This is a genomic window from Paraburkholderia sp. GAS206C, assembly GCF_050435645.1.
Classification (GTDB): Bacteria; Pseudomonadota; Gammaproteobacteria; order Burkholderiales; family Burkholderiaceae; genus Paraburkholderia; species Paraburkholderia phenazinium_B.
Genome location: NZ_JBNDKR010000002.1, coordinates 598,553 through 618,631, shown reverse-complemented (window position 1 = coordinate 618,631; position 20,079 = coordinate 598,553). Strand labels below are relative to the sequence as shown.

General features: G+C 62.3%; 15 protein-coding genes. 9 read left to right on the top strand and 6 right to left on the bottom strand.

Going from position 1 to position 20,079, the window contains the following annotated elements; translation table 11 throughout:
- Positions 1-85: 85 nt before the first annotated feature.
- Entirely contained in the window at positions 86-1,276 is a 1,191-nt protein-coding gene (locus P3T20_RS07125; RefSeq protein WP_074265780.1) for an acyl-CoA dehydrogenase, read from the bottom strand.
- 103 nt (positions 1,277-1,379) lie between these two features.
- Between P3T20_RS07125 and P3T20_RS07120 the strand changes: the two genes are divergently transcribed.
- Positions 1,380-2,165: an IclR family transcriptional regulator gene (locus P3T20_RS07120; RefSeq protein ID WP_429286675.1), complete on the top strand. Its 786-nt coding sequence runs from the start codon at positions 1,380-1,382 to the stop codon at positions 2,163-2,165.
- A 109-nt stretch (positions 2,166-2,274) separates the two neighbouring features.
- Here P3T20_RS07120 and P3T20_RS07115 read toward each other — a convergent pair whose 3' ends face one another.
- Entirely contained in the window at positions 2,275-3,108 is an 834-nt protein-coding gene (locus tag P3T20_RS07115; protein WP_429286533.1) for an EAL domain-containing protein, read from the bottom strand.
- A 279-nt stretch (positions 3,109-3,387) separates the two neighbouring features.
- Between P3T20_RS07115 and P3T20_RS07110 the strand changes: the two genes are divergently transcribed.
- From P3T20_RS07110 to fahA, 3 genes are all read left to right on the top strand, one after another.
- Positions 3,388-4,743: an MFS transporter gene (locus P3T20_RS07110; protein WP_429286532.1), complete on the top strand. Its 1,356-nt coding sequence runs from the start codon at positions 3,388-3,390 to the stop codon at positions 4,741-4,743.
- A gap of 112 nt (positions 4,744-4,855) precedes the next feature.
- Positions 4,856-6,250, top strand: coding sequence for a homogentisate 1,2-dioxygenase (gene hmgA, locus P3T20_RS07105; protein WP_429286531.1), 1,395 nt, complete (start codon positions 4,856-4,858; stop codon positions 6,248-6,250).
- Positions 6,247-7,563 (top strand): fumarylacetoacetase, encoded by a 1,317-nt coding sequence (fahA, locus tag P3T20_RS07100; RefSeq protein WP_429286530.1) that lies wholly within the window; start codon positions 6,247-6,249, stop codon positions 7,561-7,563. The genes hmgA and fahA overlap by 4 nt, the downstream gene beginning before the upstream one ends.
- Before the next feature lie 21 nt (positions 7,564-7,584).
- On the opposite strand, the gene P3T20_RS07095 is transcribed toward fahA, so the two are convergent.
- Together P3T20_RS07095 and P3T20_RS07090 are read right to left on the bottom strand one after the other, a co-directional pair.
- A complete protein-coding gene (locus P3T20_RS07095) occupies positions 7,585-8,751 on the bottom strand; it encodes an MFS transporter (protein WP_429286529.1) in 1,167 nt (388 codons plus the stop codon).
- A gap of 186 nt (positions 8,752-8,937) precedes the next feature.
- Positions 8,938-9,747: a crotonase/enoyl-CoA hydratase family protein gene (locus P3T20_RS07090; RefSeq protein ID WP_429286528.1), complete on the bottom strand. Its 810-nt coding sequence runs from the start codon at positions 9,745-9,747 to the stop codon at positions 8,938-8,940.
- A 205-nt stretch (positions 9,748-9,952) separates the two neighbouring features.
- Between P3T20_RS07090 and P3T20_RS07085 the strand changes: the two genes are divergently transcribed.
- Positions 9,953-10,444, top strand: coding sequence for a plasmid fertility inhibition factor family protein (locus P3T20_RS07085; protein WP_367946958.1), 492 nt, complete (start codon positions 9,953-9,955; stop codon positions 10,442-10,444).
- Here the strand turns inward: P3T20_RS07085 and P3T20_RS07080 are convergent.
- A complete protein-coding gene (locus P3T20_RS07080; protein WP_429286527.1) occupies positions 10,441-11,439 on the bottom strand; it encodes a 2-hydroxyacid dehydrogenase in 999 nt (332 codons plus the stop codon). The two genes, P3T20_RS07085 and P3T20_RS07080, sit on opposite strands and share 4 nt — an antisense overlap.
- 30 nt (positions 11,440-11,469) lie before the next feature.
- Positions 11,470-12,546 carry a LysR family transcriptional regulator gene (locus P3T20_RS07075; protein ID WP_429286526.1) on the bottom strand — a complete coding sequence of 359 codons (1,077 nt, stop codon included), beginning with the start codon at positions 12,544-12,546 and terminating at the stop codon, positions 11,470-11,472.
- A 542-nt stretch (positions 12,547-13,088) separates the two neighbouring features.
- Here P3T20_RS07075 and aspT (P3T20_RS07070) point away from each other — a divergent pair.
- From aspT (P3T20_RS07070) to P3T20_RS07055, 4 genes are all read left to right on the top strand, one after another.
- Positions 13,089-14,771 carry an aspartate-alanine antiporter gene (gene aspT / locus P3T20_RS07070; RefSeq protein WP_429286525.1) on the top strand — a complete coding sequence of 561 codons (1,683 nt, stop codon included), beginning with the start codon at positions 13,089-13,091 and terminating at the stop codon, positions 14,769-14,771.
- A 213-nt stretch (positions 14,772-14,984) separates the two neighbouring features.
- A complete protein-coding gene (gene aspT / locus P3T20_RS07065; protein WP_429286524.1) occupies positions 14,985-16,670 on the top strand; it encodes an aspartate-alanine antiporter in 1,686 nt (561 codons plus the stop codon).
- A 121-nt stretch (positions 16,671-16,791) separates the two neighbouring features.
- A complete protein-coding gene (locus P3T20_RS07060) occupies positions 16,792-18,441 on the top strand; it encodes a bifunctional aspartate transaminase/aspartate 4-decarboxylase (protein ID WP_074265770.1) in 1,650 nt (549 codons plus the stop codon).
- Between the two features lie 233 nt (positions 18,442-18,674).
- A complete protein-coding gene (locus P3T20_RS07055; protein WP_074265769.1) occupies positions 18,675-19,904 on the top strand; it encodes a pyridoxal-phosphate-dependent aminotransferase family protein in 1,230 nt (409 codons plus the stop codon).
- The last annotated feature ends 175 nt before the right edge of the window (positions 19,905-20,079 follow it).

The following is a 20,079-nucleotide window of genomic DNA, read 5'->3' as shown; positions in this document are numbered from 1 at the left end:
GCAATGTAAAAGGCCAACCGCTTGCGGTTGGCCTTTTACGTTTGGAGATCAACTGGGCTGAACTCGCCTCTCCGCCGCAAGACGGTCAGAAGAACGCCTGTATCCCCGTCTGCGCGCGACCGAGAATCAACGCATGGATGTCATGCGTACCTTCGTAGGTATTTACAACTTCGAGGTTCACCAGATGCCGTGCGATGCCAAATTCATCGGAGATACCGTTGCCGCCCAGCATGTCGCGGGCGAGCCGCGCGATCTCAAGCGATTTGCCGCATGAGTTGCGCTTCATGATCGAGGTGATTTCGACAGCCGCGGTCCCTTCGTCCTTCATACGACCGAGGCGCAGCACGCCTTGCAGCCCGAGTGTGATTTCGGTCTGCATGTCGGCAAGCTTCTTCTGGATCAACTGGTTAGCGGCGAGCGGCCGGCCGAACTGCTTGCGGTCCAGCACATATTGGCGCGCGGTATGCCAGCAGGCTTCGGCAGCACCGAGCGCACCCCAGGCAATGCCGTAGCGCGCCGAGTTCAGGCAAGTAAACGGACCCTTGAGGCCGCTCACCTTCGGCAGCATGTTTTCTTCCGGCACAAACACTTCGTCCATGACGATCTCGCCGGTGATCGAGGCGCGCAAGCCGACCTTGCTGTGAATCGTCGGCGCGGACAGGCCTTTCCAGCCCTTCTCCAGAATGAAGCCGCGAATCGCGTCCTTGCCGTTCTCTTCGAGTTTGGCCCACACGACGAACACGTCGGCGATCGGCGAGTTGGTGATCCACATCTTTGCGCCCGAGAGCGAGAAGCCGCCGTCGACCTTCTTCGCCCGCGTGACCATGCTGCCCGGATCGGAGCCGTGATTCGGTTCGGTCAAGCCAAAACAGCCGATCCACTCGCCGGTGGCGAGCTTCGGCAGGTACTTGGCCTTCTGCGCATCCGAGCCGAATTCGTAGATGGGCACCATCACCAGCGACGACTGCACCGACATCATCGAGCGGTAGCCGGAATCGACGCGCTCCACTTCACGCGCGATCAGCCCGTAGCTCACGTAGTTGAGGCCCGGGCCGCCGTATTCCTCGGGAATGGTCGGTCCGAGCAGCCCGAGTTCGCCCATTTCACGGAAGATTTCGATGTCGGTCTTCTCATGCCGGAACGCTTCCAGCACGCGCGGCTGCAGCCGGTCTTGCGCATAGGCTGCGGCGGCTTCGCGCACCATGCGTTCTTCTTCGGTGAGCTGCTGATCGAGCAACAGCGGGTCTTCCCAGTGAAACTGCGCGGCGTCGGCCATGATGCGTATCTCCTGAATCGAATCTTGAGTGACTTGAAACGCTTGACTTGAGTTCCGCTATGCGAAACAATGTTTTGCAAATGAGCCCTGAGTGTATCATCCACTGATGCCTGCATCTACTCCCCTCGATCCCCTGGACGAGCGAAAATTTGTCGCCGCACTCGCTCGCGGCCTTGATCTCTTGCGCGCGTTCCGGCCCGGCGAAACGATGCTCGGCAACCGCGATTTCGTCGAACGCACGGGCTTGCCGAAGGCCACCGTCAATCGTCTGGCTTACACGTTGACGGTGCTGGGCTATCTGCGTCTCGACGAGACGTTAGGCAAATATGCGCTCGACGCCGGGGTGCTGTCACTTGGCTTCGCGCTGCTTTCGGGTACCGACACGCTCGAACTTGCCCGGCCGCACATGCGCACATTCGCTCGCGAGGTGGGGGCGGCGGTGTCGCTGGGATGTCGCGACGGCCTCGACATGATCTATCTGGAAACGATCCGCAGCGAGACAGCGCTCACGCTTGGCCTCGCGTCCGGGTCGAAGCTGTCGATGCTGACCAGTTCGATGGGGCGCGCGTATCTCGCGGTCCAACCGCTCGATATGCGCACGGCTTTGCTGGCGGAGTTGAAGAATGCGGCCGGCGAGGAGGGCGCCGCGCTGGTGGCGGATGCGGAGAAGGAGATTGAAGCCTTCTCCCGTGAACGCTGCTGCTACTCGTTTCGCGACTGGCACGACGATGTCAATGCGGTCGCGGTGCCGTTTCGCGAGCCGCGCGAGGGTCGCTGGATGGTGCTGAGTTGCAGCGGGCCGGCTTCGTCGATGGGGGAAGAGGTGTTTCGCGAGACGGTCGGGCCGCGTCTGAAGGCGCTGGCGCGCCGGCTGGGAGACACGGGCTGATGAGGCATCGCGGCATCGCCGCATGAAGTGTCATTTCATGGCATCGCGAAAGGCGCTTCCTTCGCCTCGTACCAAGGCCTCGCAGCAGGAGGACACGTTCCGCCGAACCTCAAACCGCCCCATCATGACTGTGCACCGCAAAGAGCGGTCCCTGCACGAAGCGCACGTCATACTGTTGCAGCAGATCGAACTGAGCTTCGGTTGCCACCCGGTTGAAGATCAACGGTATCCGCAGCCGGTTCGCATAACCCACTAGCGGCTTCACCATCGCATCGCGCAACGCGAGGCCCGCATCCATCTTGATGAAGTCGAGCCGCGCCATGTCGGACACAGAGAGAATCTGACCGGCATTCGGCAGATTGCCCGCCACCTTGAACCCATACCGCTGATAACTCTTCGTCAGATAGCCGAGGAAGGTGCGGTGCGCGACCGCTGCCGCCGGCAACTCGATGACAATCCGCGATGGATTAAGCCCAAACGAAACCAGCACCGTCGAGAAGTGACGGCCGTGGTCGTACTTCACGCTCTTCAGCAGACGTTCGTGGACGCGCAGAAACAGCAGCCCGTGACGTTGTGCACCGAAGAAATTGATCGCGTGCAGCGCGCGCGACATGCGATCGAGTGTGACCAGTTGCGGGTCGTCTTCGATCCGGTCGAAAGGGGCGAGCGGGTCGAAGGGCTCGCCGTCGAGCCTTCGCGTGACGGCCTGGAATCCGAGTTCGTCGCCGAACCGGTCCACGCTCTCCGGCGCGGAAGAGAGCGACTGGGCCAGCGCGTGCACGCTGATATCGAAGATCGGCTCATAGGCGCTTGCGAGTTCGAGCCCGTCGAAATGAGCGACCGCGGTGTCGTGATGGATGCCCTCGCCCAGCGCCAGATACTCGCCGAGAAACGGATGTTCGGCGGCACGTGCGACGAGTTGGGGGACAGTCTGCGGAATCATGAGTGGTTGTGGTGGCGCATCGTTGGCGCGTCGAAGCGCGGCCCTGGGCCGCATCTATTGATGGTAGCAGTCCGCACAACGGCGTCATGAACTAATTGCTGATAACCATATGGGGTTCGTATGGAAATTCAGGGTTAACGTTAATTTCACTATTCGTAATTAGTTTTACCATTCGTAAATTGCGGGATAGCCGCGATGGTGAAGCCATGTGCGCCCGAGATTGCGGAGCCGTACGCGCCACTAAACAGTCCGATGCAATCAGGACGAGGAGACGACTCGATGAACGCCCAACCAGGGTCTGCCAACGTAATCGAAGTGGAGCGCGTGCTCGGGGAAACGCATCACCCGGCATTTCAGTTGATGTTGCTCGTGTTGTGCGGCTTGTGTCTCGTGATCGACGGTTTTGACGCGCAGGCGATGGGCTATGTGGCGCCCAGCGTGATTGGCGAATGGCACGTGTCGAAGGCGGCGCTCGGCCCGGTGTTCAGTGCGAGCCTGTTCGGGATGCTGCTGGGGGCGCTAGCGCTGTCGGTGCTGGCTGACCGCATTGGAAGGCGGCCGGTGCTGATTGGCGCGACGCTGTTCTTCGCACTGGCGATGCTGGCGACACCACTCGTGACGACGATCCCCGCCTTGCTTGCGCTGCGCTTCGTCACGGGCCTCGGGCTTGGCTGCATCATGCCGAACGCGATGGCGCTGGTCGGCGAATTCTCGAGCACCGCTCACCGCGTCAAACGGATGATGCTGGTTTCGTGCGGCTTCACGCTTGGCGCGGCGCTGGGTGGCTTCATCAGCGCGGCGTTGATCCCGTCGTACGGCTGGCGTGCGGTGTTCTGGGTGGGCGGCTCGGTGCCGTTGCTGCTTGCCTTCGCGATGCTGGCGGCGTTGCCGGAATCGCTGCAATTTCTGGTGCTCAAGGGACGTCATGAACGCGCCTTGCGCTGGCTCAGCCGGTTCGATCCGAGTCTGCCCATCGGCGCTGATACGCGCCTCGTCGTGCGCGAAAAGGCCGCGAGCGGCGCGCCCGTTGCGGAACTGTTTCGCGTCGGCCGCACGCCGGTGACGCTGATCCTGTGGGCCATCAGCTTCATGAACCTGATCGATCTGTACTTCCTGTCGAACTGGTTGCCTACCGTCATGCACGAGGCCGGCTATACGCCTGCCACAGCGGTGATCGTCGGGACCGTGCTGCAGACCGGGGGCGTGGTGGGGACGCTACTGCTCGGCTGGTTTATCGAACGCTTTGGCTTTGTACGCGTGCTGTTCGTCTGTTTTGTCGCTGCCACTTTGACGGTCGGCATGATCGGCATGGTCGCTCATGCGCTGCCGTGGCTGCTGGTCGTGGTGTTCGCCGGCGGCTTCTGCGTGGTCGGCGGCCAGCCTGCCGTCAATGCGCTCGCGGGGCATTTCTACCCGACCTCGTTACGCTCGACGGGCATCGGCTGGAGTCTGGGCATCGGACGAATCGGCTCGGTGATCGGGCCGCTCGTCGGCGGTCAACTGATTGCGCTTAACTGGTCGAACGCGGCGCTGTTTCATGCGGCCGCCGTGCCGGTGCTGTGCTCGGCGCTACTGGTAATTGCCTTGGCCGGTGCGACGCGGCAACGCAATGGCGCAGCGGCGCAAGCGTTCTAAAGACAAGCCGAAGAGGGCATCAACGTGGCCTGATAAAGGCAAGTGCGATCTGGAAGCGGTCTAAAAGCGGCTTGCGGCTTGCCACAGGCCGGAGTTTTAACGGAGAACCTGCATGAACAACCCCACAGACAAGGCTTCGAGCGTGGCTCTCAATGGCCATACGAGCGGGCACGCCGCCCAGCGGGTCGACCACAGCGCGCGCCCTGACATCGTGCCGGGCTATCAATCGGGCTTTGCCAACGAGTTCGCCACCGAAGCGCTGCCGGGAGCGTTACCGCAAGGCCGCAATTCGCCGCAGCGGGCGCCCTACGGTTTGTACGCCGAGCAACTGTCGGGCACCGCCTTTACCGCGCCTCGTAGCCACAACCGTCGCTCGTGGCTGTACCGGATCCGTCCGGCGGCGGTGCATCAGCCCTTTACCGCGCTGCCTTCGCACCGTCTGGTCGCGAATTTCCACGACGTGCCGCCAACGCCGCCCAACCAGTTGCGCTGGGACCCGCTGCCAATGCCTGCCGAGCCGAGCGATTTCACCGACGGCTGGGTGACGATGGCCGGCAACGGCTCGGCCGAAGCGATGAGCGGCTGCGCGATTCATCTGTATGCGGCCAACCGTTCGATGCAGGACCGCTTCTTCTATAGCGCCGACGGCGAGCTGCTGATCGTGCCGCAGGAAGGGCGTCTGCACATCGCAACCGAGCTGGGGCTGATCGACGTCGAACCTTTCGAGATCGCCGTGATTCCGCGTGGCGTGCGCTTTGCTGTTTCGCTGCCTGACGGCACAGCGCGCGGCTATATCTGCGAGAACTTCGGCGCCTTGTTGCGTCTGCCGGACCTGGGGCCGATCGGTTCGAACGGTCTCGCCAACCCGCGCGACTTTCTCACACCGCGAGCGGCATATGAAGATCGCGAAGGCGCCTTCGAACTCGTGGCGAAGCTCAACGGCAACCTGTGGCGTGCGGACATCGGCCACTCGCCGCTCGACGTGGTCGCGTGGCACGGCAACTACGCGCCGTACAAATACGATCTGCGCCGCTTCAACACGATCGGCTCGATCAGCTTCGATCATCCCGACCCGTCGATCTTCCTGGTGCTGCATTCACCGAGCGATACGCCCGGCGTCGACACGATCGACTTCGTGATTTTCCCGCCCCGCTGGCTCGCTGCGGAAGATACCTTCCGCCCGCCCTGGTTCCACCGCAATGTGGCGAGCGAATTCATGGGGCTGGTGCACGGCGTCTATGACGCAAAGGCCGAGGGCTTTGTGCCGGGCGGCGCGAGTCTGCACAACTGCATGTCGGGTCATGGTCCGGATGCGGATACCTTCGAGAAAGCTTCGCATGGCGACACCTCGAAGCCGCATAGGGTTGGCGACACGATGGCCTTCATGTTCGAAACCCGCACGCTGATCAAGCCGACTCGTTTCGCGCTGGAAACGGCGCAACTGCAGGCGCATTACTACGAGTGCTGGCAAGGTCTTAAGAAACACTTCAACCCGGAGCAGCGATGAACGTGTCGAGCGATCTTCAGGCGACGCTCGATGCGTCGCGCAAAAGCTGGATCGAAGCAGCGAACGAGCCCGCGTGCGACTTCCCGATCCAGAATCTGCCGTTTGGGATTTTCAGCGACGCGCACGAGGGCGCGCCGCGCGCAGGTGTGGCGATCGGCGAGACGATTGTCGACCTGGCGGTGCTGCAAGCGGCAGGTTTGCTGCGTCTGCGGGGTACGGCAGCAGGTCAGGACGTTTTCTCTCGCGACACGCTCAACGATTTCATTGCCCTCGGCCGCGACGCGTGGCGCAGCGTGCGGATCCAGTTGAGCAGCCTGCTCGCCCGCGAGACCGCTACGCTGCGCGACGACGCTGGCTTGCGCGAACGAGCGCTGGTGCCGCGGGCCGACGCCACGCTGCATCTGCCGGTACAGATTCCTGGCTACACCGATTTCTACTCGTCGAAGGAGCACGCGACCAACGTCGGTTCGATGTTCCGTGATCCTAAGAATGCGTTGCTGCCGAACTGGTCGGAAATGCCGATCGGCTACAACGGGCGCGCTTCATCGGTGGTGGTGAGCGACACGCCGGTACGGCGTCCGAACGGTCAGCTCAAACTGCCCGACCAGGAGCGCCCGGTATTCGGTGCGTGCCGCAAGCTGGATATCGAACTGGAAACCGGCTTTATCGTCGGTCGCGGCAATACGCTTGGCGAGCCGATTGCGTGTGCCGACGCGGAGGACCACATCTTCGGCATGGTGCTGCTCAATGACTGGAGCGCACGCGACATCCAGCAATGGGAATATGTGCCGCTCGGACCGTTCAACGCCAAGACTTTCGCCACAACCATTTCGCCATGGATCGTCACGCTCGACGCGCTCGAGCCGTTCCGTGTTTCACAACCGACGCAGGAACCTCAACCGCTGGAGTATCTGCGGCATGACGGTGCGCACGCGTTCGATATTGCGCTCGAAGTCACGCTACGTCCTCAGCAGGCGCAACAGGCGACCACCATCTCGCGCACCAATTTCCGTCACATGTACTGGACGATGGCGCAGCAGCTGGCGCACCACACCGTATCCGGCTGCAACGCGCGGGTGGGCGACCTGATGGGCTCGGGCACGATCAGCGGACCGGCCGAAGACGCTTATGGCAGCCTGCTGGAGCTGACGTGGAACGGCAAGAATCCACTAGAGCTGAAGGAAGGCGGCAGCCGTGCGTTCATCGAGGACGGCGACGAACTGACGCTCGCCGGATGGTGCCAGGGCGATGGTTACCGGGTGGGTTTCGGCAAGTGCGTCGGGGAAATTCTGCCGGCGCACACGCACAAGTAGAAGCAGGAAGCGCGCTGCGGGTTAACCGGCCACCGCAGCAGGCGGAGTACGCCGCTCCAGCGAAGCCGACCACAGCGTCAACCCGAGCGCGCCGACCGCAGCGGCGACGCCGACCCACGGCAGCGTGGTCAATGGCGCGCCCGCGCCAATCGCCATGCCGCCGAGCCATGCGCCGGTGGCATTGCCCAGATTGAAGGCACCCTGATTCAGCGTGGAAGCGAGGTTCGGCGCATGACTCGCACGATCGACAATCAGCATCTGCAGCGGCGGCACGATTGCAAAGGCGAGCACACCCCACATGAAGATCGTGGCCATCGCGGGCACGGCCGAGTGCATCGTGCCGGCGAAGATCGTCAGGATCACTACGATGGCGAGCAGGAACGCCACCAGCGAAGGCATCAGGCGCCAGTCGGCGAGCTTGCCACCGAGCGTGCTGCCCACCGTCAGCCCGAGGCCAAACAACAGCAGCACCAGTGTGACGGCATGCGGCGTCAAACCGGTGACGTCTTCGAGGATCGGCGTGATGTAGGTGAAGGTGGAAAAGAGGCTTGTCGAGGCCAGCACGCTGATGCCAAGCACCATCACCACTTGAGGGTTTTTCAACACGCTGAACTCGCGCAGAAGGCTCGCCTTCTGCATCTCGATCTTTGCGGGCAGGCACACGGCCAACGCTGCGGCGGCCAGCATGCCGATGACGGTTACAGCCCAGAACGTGGCCCGCCAGCCGACGGCCTGACCTAGCGCGGTGCCAAGCGGCACGCCGAGCACGTTGGCGAGCGTAAGACCGGTGAACATCAGGGCGATCGCCTGGGCCCGCCGGTTCGGCGCCACCAGGCCGGCTGCGACCACCGAGCCGATCCCGAAGAAGGCGCCATGGCAAAACGCCGTCACGATGCGCGCGACCATCAGGACACCGTAGTTGGGCGCCATGGCACATAGCAGGTTGCCGACGATGAACACGCCGATCAGGCTCATCAGGGCTTTTTTGCGCGGCATATTGGCGACCGCGATGGCGACGATCGGGGCGCCGATCGTCACGCCGAGCGCATAGGCCGACACCAGCATGCCGGCTGCGGGGATCGAGACGGCGAGGTCGCGTGCCACGTCGGGCAGCAAGCCCATGATGACGAATTCCGTGGTACCGATTCCAAACGCGGCAACAGCAAGGGCGAGCAGAGGCAAAGGCATGATGTGGAGATCGGTACGAAGGCTGCGCATTCCACGCATTGCCGGCGCGCGTTTTCGAAGTGAGAGCGCGAGCGCAGGCAGGGCAAACAAGTAAGGGATTGTACCTAAGCCAAAACGGCGTAGGTGGGGCGCGATCAAGTTGTTGTTTTTCGTTGAAGGCGTTGCCCCGCAGGGCTGCCGGCGAGGTTAGCCGCCGCCAGGTTCAAGTGCGTCGCCATGTCGTCCAGCGCCCTCGGCAAAGCGCAGCGCGCCTGCTACTCCCTCCGCGAATACCGCTTGATATCCTCCCTCGCCCTCGCGGCGGAAGGCCTCGGACAGATCGTCGAGGGCGCTGCTTTCGAGAGCCGAGCGGCGGTCCGCCAACAATGCGGCCTGGGGAAGTGTCGCCAGTTCTGCGGCAAGCTTTTCGGCAGCGGTGCGCGCGGTGCCGGTTGCCACTACCCGATTCGCAAGCCCGAACGCCAGCGCTTCCTGCGACCCGACTGCGCGCCCCGTCAGGATCAGATCCAGCGCGCGCGACAAGCCAATCAGCCGCGGCAGCCGGATCGTGCCACCGTCGATTAGCGGAATGCCGACCCGTCTGCAGAAGACGCCCAGCACCGCATCCTCTTCGACCACCCGCAGGTCGCACATGGCCGCGAGTTCGAGGCCGCCCGCGACGGCGTATCCGGCAATCGCGGCGATCACGGGCTTGGTGAATACCATGCGGGTCGGACCCATCGGCCCGGGACCGCTGCCGTCGGCGTGCAGTTCGTTGCGACGGGTCTCGTCGCCGAGCGCGGTGAGGTCGGCGCCCGCGCAGAAGGTGCCGCCCGCGCCGAACAGGACCGCCGCCCGCCACGCCGACTCGGCTTCGAAACGCTCGAACGCCGCTCGCAACGCGTCCGCAGTTGGACGGTCCACCGCGTTGCGGCGCGCGGGCCGCTCGAGCACGATCGTGGCAACCGCATCGTTTGCTTCGATCCGCACGTGGGCACCGAAGTGTTCTGAAGTCATCGCCGTCTCCACTGTTATTCGTCTTCGCCACATACGCCATATACGCCACATGCTGACTGATTAATGCAGGGCGTTGTCACATATACTTCACAGGGCACCCGTAGCGTAAGCGCTTTTTTAGCGTGCCGCGTGCTGGTGCACCGGCCCATTGAGTCTGCACCTGTTATTGTCCATGTCATCACCCACGCCGACTCTCGAATCCTCCATGGCGGAACCCATCTGGATCGTTCCGCTGTCTGAACATGCGTGGTACGACCACGTCCGTCTCAAGCGTGTGTTCGTCGCCGACGGCACCCGTCACCAGGTGGTGCTCGTCGATGCGCGCAAGCTGCTCGAATGCGCCGATCGCGACAATACCGACTACGTGCTGAAACCTGTCAACGAATGGCATACCGGTAAGGTGCGTGGCATTCGCGAGTTTCTCGATCCCGCCAATCCGCGCATTCCGCAGATGCCATATGTGACCATCTCGAAGCGCCGCGCGCCGGGCCTGATGGGTTGGCTCGGACTCGAACACGAGGGAGTGGTGGCGTTCCGCAATGGCCAGCATCGCGCGCGCTATCTGGCCGAAGCGGGCGCACGCTGGTTTCCGGTAGAAGTCCACGAGCGCGAAGTCGCGTTGCTGCGTGAAGTATGCGGCGCCGCGGACGACGCGCGCACGGCGGTTCGCACTGCGATGGATGGGCGAGGGCGCTAGCCGCGCACCTGCACCACGTTGCGCGGCGTACCGGCGAGCCATGCGGCCACGTTGCCGAGTGTCGTCTGCGCGATCTCGTTCATCGCCTCGCGGGTGAAGAACGCCTGGTGAGCCGTGACGATCACGTTCGGAAACATCAGGAGGCGCGCCAGCACGTCGTCCTGCAGCGGCCGGTTGGAATGGTCCTCGAAGAACAGGCCGCCTTCTTCCTCGTAGACGTCGAGCCCCAGGTTGCCGAGCTGGCCGCTCTTGAGCGCGCCGACCAGCGCATTGCTTTCAACGAGGCCGCCCCGGCCCGTGTTGATCAGCATCGAGCCGCGCTTCATTTTGGCAAGCGCGCCATCGTCGATCAGATGGTAAGTGTCTGGCACCAGCGGACAGTGCAGGCTGACGACATCGCTTTCGGCAAGCAGCGTATCGAGCGGCACGTAGCGCGCGTCAAGCGCCAGCAGATCCTCTGCGGGTGTGCCGGGGTCGTATGCGAGGATCTGCATGCCGAAGCCGGCCATGATGCGCCCGAACACCCGGCCGATCATGCCGGTGCCGACCACGCCGACCGTCTTGCCATGCAGGTCGAAACCGAGCAACCCATGCAGCGAAAAGTCGCCTTCGCGGGTTCGCGCTGCGGCGCGCGGCAGGCGCCTGTTGAGGGCGAGAATCAGCCCCACCGCGTGTTCGGCGACGGCATACGGCGAATAGGCCGGTACGCGCACCACGGTGATGCCCAGGCGTTCAGCCGCAGCCAGGTCGACGTGATTGAAGCCTGCCGAACGCAGTGCGATCAGGCGCGTGCCGCCGGCATGCAGCCGCTCCAGAACCGCTGCGTCGGCACAGTCGTTGACGAACGGGCAGACCACCTCGAAGCCGTCTGCCAGCACGGCGGTTTCCGCGTCGAGATGCGACTCCTGAAAGTGCAGATCGTAGCCATGCGCGGTGTTCGCTTCGCGAAATGTCTCGCTGTCGTACTGACGGCTACTGAACAGGATCATGCGCATGGGAGACTCCACCGACGGGATGCCGATAGTTTAAGCCCCCCGCGGCGCATGCAGACCGGTGCGCATTTCTTTCGCCATGGGTGGTGGCGTCTGTGCTGGCGGTTCCGGCATGGATACGCCATTCGTGTCCGGCATGCGTGAGGCGTCGACGGCGGCGTCCGCAATACCTGCGATGTCTGCGGCGTCGGATGCGTCCCACGGGCCTGCCGCCACACGGCTGAAATGCTCGAGCGTATGCTCCACGAACGAGCGTGTCCTCGCCGGCAGGAACTGCCGGTTCGGATACACGATCGACACCTTGAGGTCCGGATCGTCCACGCGATGATCCGCCATGATTCGCTTCAAGGTACCGGCGGCGAGATCATCGGCCACCATCTGCCATGGCAGGATCGCAATGCCCATGCCGGCCAGCACCCCAAGCCGCACCATCTGCGCGTTGTTGACGGAATACACCGGTTGAAGTGTGATCTCTTCGGTGCGATGCGAAGGCCCGCTGAAATGCCAGGTGATGCTGCCTTGCTCCGATGGCAGCGCGACAAACGCTTGCAATGCCAGTTGTTCGGGCAGTTGCGGCTCGCCGTGCTCGGCGAGATACGCAGGCGCCGCGCAGACCACCAGCGAATGCGTGCCGATTGGCCGTTCGACCAGATCGTGGCTTGGTGCCGTGAAGCCGGTGACGATACCGACGTCGTACCCATCTTCAATCAGGTCGACGCGCCGGTCGGTCAGCGTGAGCCGCACCTTGATCTTCGGATACAGCCTGCGAAAGCTGTCGAGCAAGGGTGTCAGCGAAAGCAGCGAGAGCGCACCGGAAGCGACGAGGCGCAACGTACCCCCAGGCTCGGCCTGGGTATCGCCCAATGCGGTTTCCAGACGGTCCAGTTCTTCCAGCAGCCCACGGCATCCTTCGAGGTAGCGCGTGCCGGCCTCGGTCAGGGCGACGTTGCGGGTGGTCCGGTTGATGAGCCTGGTTTTCAGATGAGCTTCGAGCGTGGCGATGGCGCGCGTGACGAGCGCGTTCGACACCTCGAGTTGCTGGGCGGCGCGGCGGAAGCTCTCAGTCTCGGCCACCCTGACGAAAACGCGCATTGCATGAATCTGGTTCATTGGAAACCGCCCTCGTGTATTTGTTGGAGGCCACGTTATGAGCCACGTAGCGGCAGCGGGCCAGCTCGGAATCGCCCGGATCCTGTCTTGCGTCTTCTGTTGAAAATAATATTGACTATTCCAAAAAATTACAATATTTATTGATAAGGCATGCTGAATTTGAAAGTGTGTACATTCCGCCAACTGTCTGTAATGAATCAGGGATTGGCGGAATTATCCTGAATTAGTCAAACAATTCCACGGTGCAATCATGCCCATAACCCTTTGCATAAGGTGTGGGGCCACTTCACGAGGCAATCGATGCGTGTCGTCAATGTGAGCTGTACTGTATGTCTTCACCGCACTGCCGCATGACGGCGTTAAACGTCTTCATGGCCCGTCACGAAGGTGCAATAAAACCTGAATCGAATGGTGGATGTTGCGCCCCTTTGATGTAGTAGCTCGTCCTGGCTCAAAAATATCCCGAAATAGGCTTTTGAAAATTTCAAGGCTATTTTTTCTCATAAATATTCTGAATTCACCGTAAAGAGACGAACCGGAACATGATCGGCGAATTGCTCAGGTCGCAGCCGGAAATCGCGTTGTTCGCGAGCCTTGCGCTTGGATATTTCATTGGCTCATTCAAGATCGGACCCATTCAGCTTGGCGGTGTCTGCGGTACGTTGATCGTGGCGCTACTGTTGGGTCAAACCGGCGCCCGCCTCGCGCCCGATCTGAAAAATATCGCTTTTGCACTGTTCATCTTCGCGCTGGGCTTCACCGGCGGTCCGCAGTTTTTCGCCAACATCGGACGTGGCTGGCGCTATGGACTGCTGTCGATCGTCGAAATCGTTTCCGTGCTGATCCTCATCATGCTCGCGGTGTTCGCGCTGCGTCTCGATGCGGGTACCGCCGCCGGGTTACTGGCGGGCGCTGCCACGGAGTCGGCAGTGATCGGCACGGCTTCCGAGGCGATCTCCAAACTTGGTTTTGCCGACGCCGAGACGGCGCGTCTGCAGGCCAACATCGTGACCGCCTATAGCGTCAGCTACCTGTTTGGCCTGATCACAATCGTGCTGTTTACGAGCCAGTTTGCGCCACTGCTGCTGCGCGTCAATTTGCGCGAAGAAGCGGAACGCGTGTGGCACAAGCTCGGCGGTGACGGTGCGCTAGACGAAGGACAACGGATGGGTGCGCCTGCTTTGGTGGGGCGGGCGTTTCGCGTCGGTCCCGCAGCGGGATTGTCGATCGGGCTGCTCGAACAGCGTTACGGTTCCAATCTGACAGTCGAACAGGTCGACCGGAACGGCGCGAGTGTGGCCATCGCCCCTGGTGTGCTGCTGGCAACCGACGATCTCGTGCTGGTAGCCGGCCGCCGTGAGGCGCTGGTCGCGGCGGCTGCGGTAATCGGCACGGAGGTCGCTGATGCGCGCTTTGGCGCGCTGCCGGTCGAGCGCGTGGACGTGGTGTTGACGCGGCGCGAGGTGCACGGGCAAAGCGTTGCCCAACTGCGCGAACAGGCGGGACCGGAGCAAGTGCGAGGCGTCTACATCGCCGCGGTAACACGTCTCGAAACGCGGATTCCTGCCCTACCCGGTACCGAACTGAACCGCGGCGACGTGCTGACCCTGGTTGGCGCGAAGGCGGATGTGGCGCGCGGTGCGCGTCAGCTCGGCTATGTGCTGCCGCCTACCCAGAAAACGGATTTCGTCTATCTCGGACTGGGCGTGCTGGCCGGCATGGCGATCGGACATCTGGGCGGCCGGGTCGGCGGTGTTTCGGTCGCATTGGGTACAGGAGGCGGCTGCCTGCTGTCCGGTTTGCTGTTCGGCTGGATCCGCTCGCGCTATCCGCTGATCGGCTCGTTGCCGTCCGCCGCCGCGCAGATCCTGAAGGACTTCGGTCTTGCCACCTTTATTGCTGCGGTCGGTCTTTCAGCTGGGCCGGATGCGATCAAGCTGGTTCGCGAATACGGCGTCGCGTTGCCGTTCGTAGGGATCCTGATGGTGCTGATTCCTGGGCTGCTGTCGCTGTGGATCGGTCGCATGTTTCTCAAACTGGATGCCCCCATGTTGCTCGGTGCGATTGCCGGGCAGCAGTGCAGCACGCCGGCCATCAGCGCGCTGGTCGGCGTCACCGGTAATTCGACGCCGGTGATCGGCTACACGATCACCTACGCACTTTCCAACATTCTGCTGCCGTTGATGGGGCCGGTGGTCGTCGGCCTTGCGGGCAAGTTCGGATAAGCACAGTGACAGCAATCGCAGCACAGACGCCGCGCGTCGAACTGATGCCGCGCGGTGCACGAAAGCGCATCGCACGAATGCGCGGTGTATGACGCGCGGGGCAGGTTTGGCGCATGGCTAGCGCAATCAAGGGCGCAGATGGGAGTGCCGCAACGTTGACTTCCATCGGCCATCACACCGGGCAGTCCGGTCAATATTTATTGCGAGGGCAAGATGGACTGGCTACACAACATCTTTCATAAGTCACCTGAGATCGCGTTGTTTCTTTCTCTGGCAGTGGGCTACTACATCGGCCAGATCAATTTCGGCAAGTTCCAGTTGGGCGGTGTGGGCGGTTCGCTGCTTGCCGCGGTGGTGATCAGTCAGGCCGGGGTCACGATCGACAATGGGGTGAAGTCCGTGATGTTCGCCGTGTTCATTTATGCGGTCGGCTACGACTCGGGACCGGGCTTCTTCAACTCGCTCAATCGCAAGACGCTGCGCGAGATCGCGATGGCGATTTTCCTGGCCGTATCGGCGCTGATCACGGTCATTGTGTGTGCGAAGCTTTTTCACCTCAACAAGGGGCTCGCGGCAGGGCTCGCGGGCGGTGCGTTGACCCAGTCGGCCATCATCGGCACAGCGGGTGACGCGATCGCGCGGCTTGATTTACCGCTCGATCAGATCAAGTCGCTGCAATCCGACGTGGCAATTGCCTATGCCGTCACGTATGTGTTCGGCTCGTTGGGGGCGATCATCGTCTGCGTGAATATCTTGCCGAAGTTCATGGGGCAGGGCTTGCGCGAGGCGTCGATCGAGGCCGAAAAGGAGTTGGCGGGCAATGCGCCGGCACAGGCAGCCGGTCAACTGTCAGCGTTGCCAGAGGTCGTAGGACGCGCGTACCGGGTGGGAACGGGTGCGGGTCGCAAGGTCTCCGAGATCGAACTGGCGCAGAAAGACATGATCACGATCGAGCGCATCCGACGTGGCGGCAAGGCGCTCGAGCCGGCTGCGGATCTCATGCTCGAAGCGGATGACGTGGTGCTGGTAGTAGGGCGCCGCGAAGGCGTGGTCGGCCTGTGGAATCTGATCGGCGACGAACTCGCGGAAACCGATGGCGTCAGCATCGTGATGCAGACCCGTCAGGGCGTGTTCACACGCAAGGGCATGAATCACACCACGATCGCGGAAGTGCGCCAGAACGTGGATCGCGATCTGCGTCACGGCGTCTATATCGAGGGCGCGACGCGTGCCGGCCAGCCGCTGCCCATCCTGCCGGAGACCCGGCTTGAACACGGCGATGTGATCACGTTTTACGGCTCGCCGAAAGACACCAAACGTGCGGTCGATGCTGCCGGCTACGAACTGCCGTACAGCAACAAGACTGACTTTATCTACATGGGCGTGGGCCTCGTACTCGGTTTGCTGATTGGTCTGGTTGTGCTCGATGTGGGCGGCATTCCGCTGACGCTTGGCTCGGGTGGCGGTTGCCTGCTGGCCGGCCTGCTGTTCGGCTGGATGCGCGGCAAGCATCCGATGTACGGCGTGCTGCCCTCGGCCGCCTCGCAATTGCTGAAGGACTTCGGCCTCGCCGCGTTCGTCGCGGTAGTGGGCCTGAACTCCGGTTTGCAGGCAGTGGTCACGGTCAAGCAGAGCGGCATGACCATCTTCCTGCTCGGCGTGTTCGTCACGCTATTCCCGCTGCTGCTGACGATGCTGTTCGGCCGCTACGTGCTTGGTTACCGGAACGCCGCGATTCTGGCCGGTGCACTGTCCGGCTCGCGCAGTGCGAACCCCGCGTTCGGCGGTGTGCTCGACAAGGCGGAGAGCGCCGTGCCCACCGTGCCGTTCGCTATCACTTATGCGATCGCCAATGTGGCGCTGACCCTGCTTGGGCCGCTTGTCGTGGGTCTCGTCTGACGCTGGCTCACTCTCACAAGGTTCGATCAAGGCTTGATTCGCAACCCTTAATTCCTTCACGCCGGCGCTGCCGCAGGAGCGCGCCCGCCGGCGCATCCCACCCTTGAATGGAGAATGCATCATGGCAAAAGGCAAAGGCGAAACCGAACAGGACAAGCTGGCAGCACTCAGCCCGTTCGAACTGAAGGATGAACTGATCAAGGCCGCCGGCGGCGGCGCGGTAGAGCGTCCCGCAAACGTCTCGATGCTCAATGCCGGCCGCGGCAACCCGAACTTTCTGGCAACCATTCCGCGCCACGGCTTCTGGCAACTCGGTCTCTTCGCGATGCGCGAATCGGAGCGCTCGTTCGCGTATATGCCCGAGGGTGTGGGCGGCTTTCCGCGCCGCGAAGGACTGACCGAGCGTTTCGATCTGTTCCTGCGCGAAAACAAAGGTGTGCCAGGGATCGATTTTCTGAGAGGCGCGGTTTCGTATGTACGCGATCAACTCGGTCTTTCCGCTGGGGACTTCCTGTACGAAATGTGCGAAGGCATCCTTGCCTCGAACTATCCGGTGCCGGACCGCATGCTGAAGCTTTCCGAGGTGATTGTCGGCCAGTACCTGCGGCGCGAGATGATCGGCAAGCATCCGTTTGTCGGCGAGTTCGACATTTTCGCGGTGGAGGGCGGCACCGCGGCGATGACGTACATCTTCAACACGATGCGCGAAAACCATCTGATCAAGGCTGGCGATACGATCGCGCTCGGCATGCCGATCTTCACGCCGTACATCGAGATTCCGCGTCTGAACGACTACCAGCTCAATGTCGTGAATCTCGAGGCTACGGTGGAAAGCGGCTGGCAGTACTCGAACAAGGAGCTCGACAAGCTGCGCGATCCGAAGGTGAAGGCGTTCTTCCTCGTCAATCCGAGCAATCCGCCTTCGGTGAAGATCAGTGACGAGAGCCTTCAATACATCGCCGAGATCGTCAAGGAACGCCCGGACCTGATCCTGCTCACGGACGATGTCTACGGCACCTTCGCCGACGACTTCGTGTCGCTGTTTGCGCTGGCGCCGAAAAACACGATCCTCGTGTATTCGTACTCGAAGTACTTCGGGGCGACCGGCTGGCGTCTCGGCACGATCGCGACGCATCGCGACAATGTGCTCGACAGACTGCTCGCAGAATTGCCGAAGGACGTGAAGAAGGAACTGCATACGCGCTACGAATCGATCACGACCGAGCCGGACAAGCTCAAGTTCATCGACCGGCTGGTCGCCGACAGCCGCACCGTCGCGCTGAATCACACGGCCGGTCTGTCGACGCCGCAGCAGGTGCAGATGGTGCTGTTCTCGCTGTTCTCGTTGATGGATACGCCGGACGCATACAAGAACGCGCTGAAGCGCCTGATCCGCAGCCGCAAGGAGGCGCTGTACGAAGAGGTCGGCATCTCGTTCAAGGACGACGATCCGAACCAGGTCGACTACTACACGATTCTCGATATCGAGTTCCTCGGGGAACGGATGTTCGGGCGCAAATTCGTTGAGTGGCTGCTCAAGAATACCGAGCCGAGCGAATTGCTGTTCCGGCTCGCGCGCGAGGCGCGGGTGGTGCTCCTGCCGGGTAAGGGCTTCGGCACGCAGCATCCGTCGGGGCGGGTGTCGCTCGCGAACCTCAACGAGTCGGACTATCGCCAGATCGGCCGGGCGATGCGCAGGCTGATCGAGGAGTATGTCGAACGGTACAACAAGGACACGGGCGGCAAGCTCGACAAGCATGCGGTGAAATAAGCACAAGCGCGGGCAATCCGTCCCGTGCTGGCGGGCGACTAGCACTGTCAAAAAACTTGCACAATCGCCCGGATCGGTTAATGATCGTCGTTCAGGATGTGAGCGGCCTCGCCAGCGTCAAGATTGGTGAGGCCGTTTGCATCTGGGCAGCCTGACGTGTTCATGCGTCGCTTCACGATCATGAGCGCGTTCAGCCTCTGCCGCACTTTGAAATCCTCCGTACCGATCAGATCATGCCGACCACATCTTCCACGCCCGTCCCCTGTCCCGACGTCGAATCGCTCGACGCCATCCTCCCCGAAGAACCGTTGCTGATGATGGGCGCCGGCCCTGTGCCGATTCCCGCCGCCGTCGCCAAGGCCAATACGGTGGTGATCAATCACCTCGGCAGCACGATGGTGAAGGTGATCGGGCAGGTGAAGACCATGGCGCGCTACGTGTTCCAGACGCATTCGAAGTGGGTGCTGGGTGTGGCGGGTCCGGGCTCGGCCGCGATGGAAATGGCTATCTCGAACCTGGCCTGGACTGGCACGCGCGTGCTCAGTATCAAGAATGGTTTTTTCAGCGAACGGATGGCGGAGATGGGCCGGCGCGTCGGCGCCGAGGTATCGATGCTCGACGTAGCGGACCGCACGGTCGCGAGTCTCGATCAGGTCGCCGAAGCGATCCGCCGCGAGCGGCCCGAGATCGTCACGATCGTGCAGGGCGAGACCTCCAACACGGTCGTGAATCATCATCTTAAGGACATCGCCGCGCTGGCGAAGGCGGCCGGTGCGCTGGTGATCGTCGACGCCGTCTGCACGCTGAGCACCATGCCGCTCGAGATGGACGCGTGGGGCATCGACGCGGTGATTACCGGTGGGCAAAAAGGGCTTTCGTCGATTCCGGGCGTCTCGCTGATTGCTTTCTCGGACGCGGCGTGGGCGCGCGTGAAGGGTCGCAAGGCGCCGAACGCCCATTGGTGCCTCGATGCCTCGCTCGCGGAAAACTTCTGGCACAACGCTGGCTATCACTACACCGCGCCGGTTTCGGGCGTGCTGGCCTTGCATGAGGCGCTGCGTCTGGTGTGCGCAGAGACGCTTGAGAAGCGGTTTGCGCGACATCTGAAGTGTTCGGTGGCGCTGCAGGAAGGCATTACGGCGCTAGGTTTGCAGCTCTATGCGCCGCAGGAATGCCGTCTGAATTCCGTGGTCGGCATCGAGGTGCCCGGTACCTTGAGCCCGGCGGATATCTGCGGCCACATCTCGCGTCAGCATCAGGTGGAAATCTCCGGCTCATTCGGCTTACCGATTGTGCGGATCGGGCAGATGGGCGAGCAATGCCGCGAGCACAATCTCTTCCGCACGTTGCATGCGCTCGGCCGCACGGTGCTGGATCTGGGCGTCGCGGTCGATTTGCCGGCGGGTGTGGCGGCGTTGGAGAAGTCGCTGTCCGGCGGCGCACGTGGAGCGGCGGCGCGCTAGATCACTTCATTGTGCGGGCGGGCTGGCGAGTTGCCCGCTTTTGCGCGTCAGATCGCCACAGATGGCGTCAGCTTTTTTGGAATAGAGCCTCAAACTGCGACTGCAGGTCACGTGCCAGGTTTGCGTTTCCTTACTATTATTACAACTCAACGATGACGCAAATCAAGGCTAACAG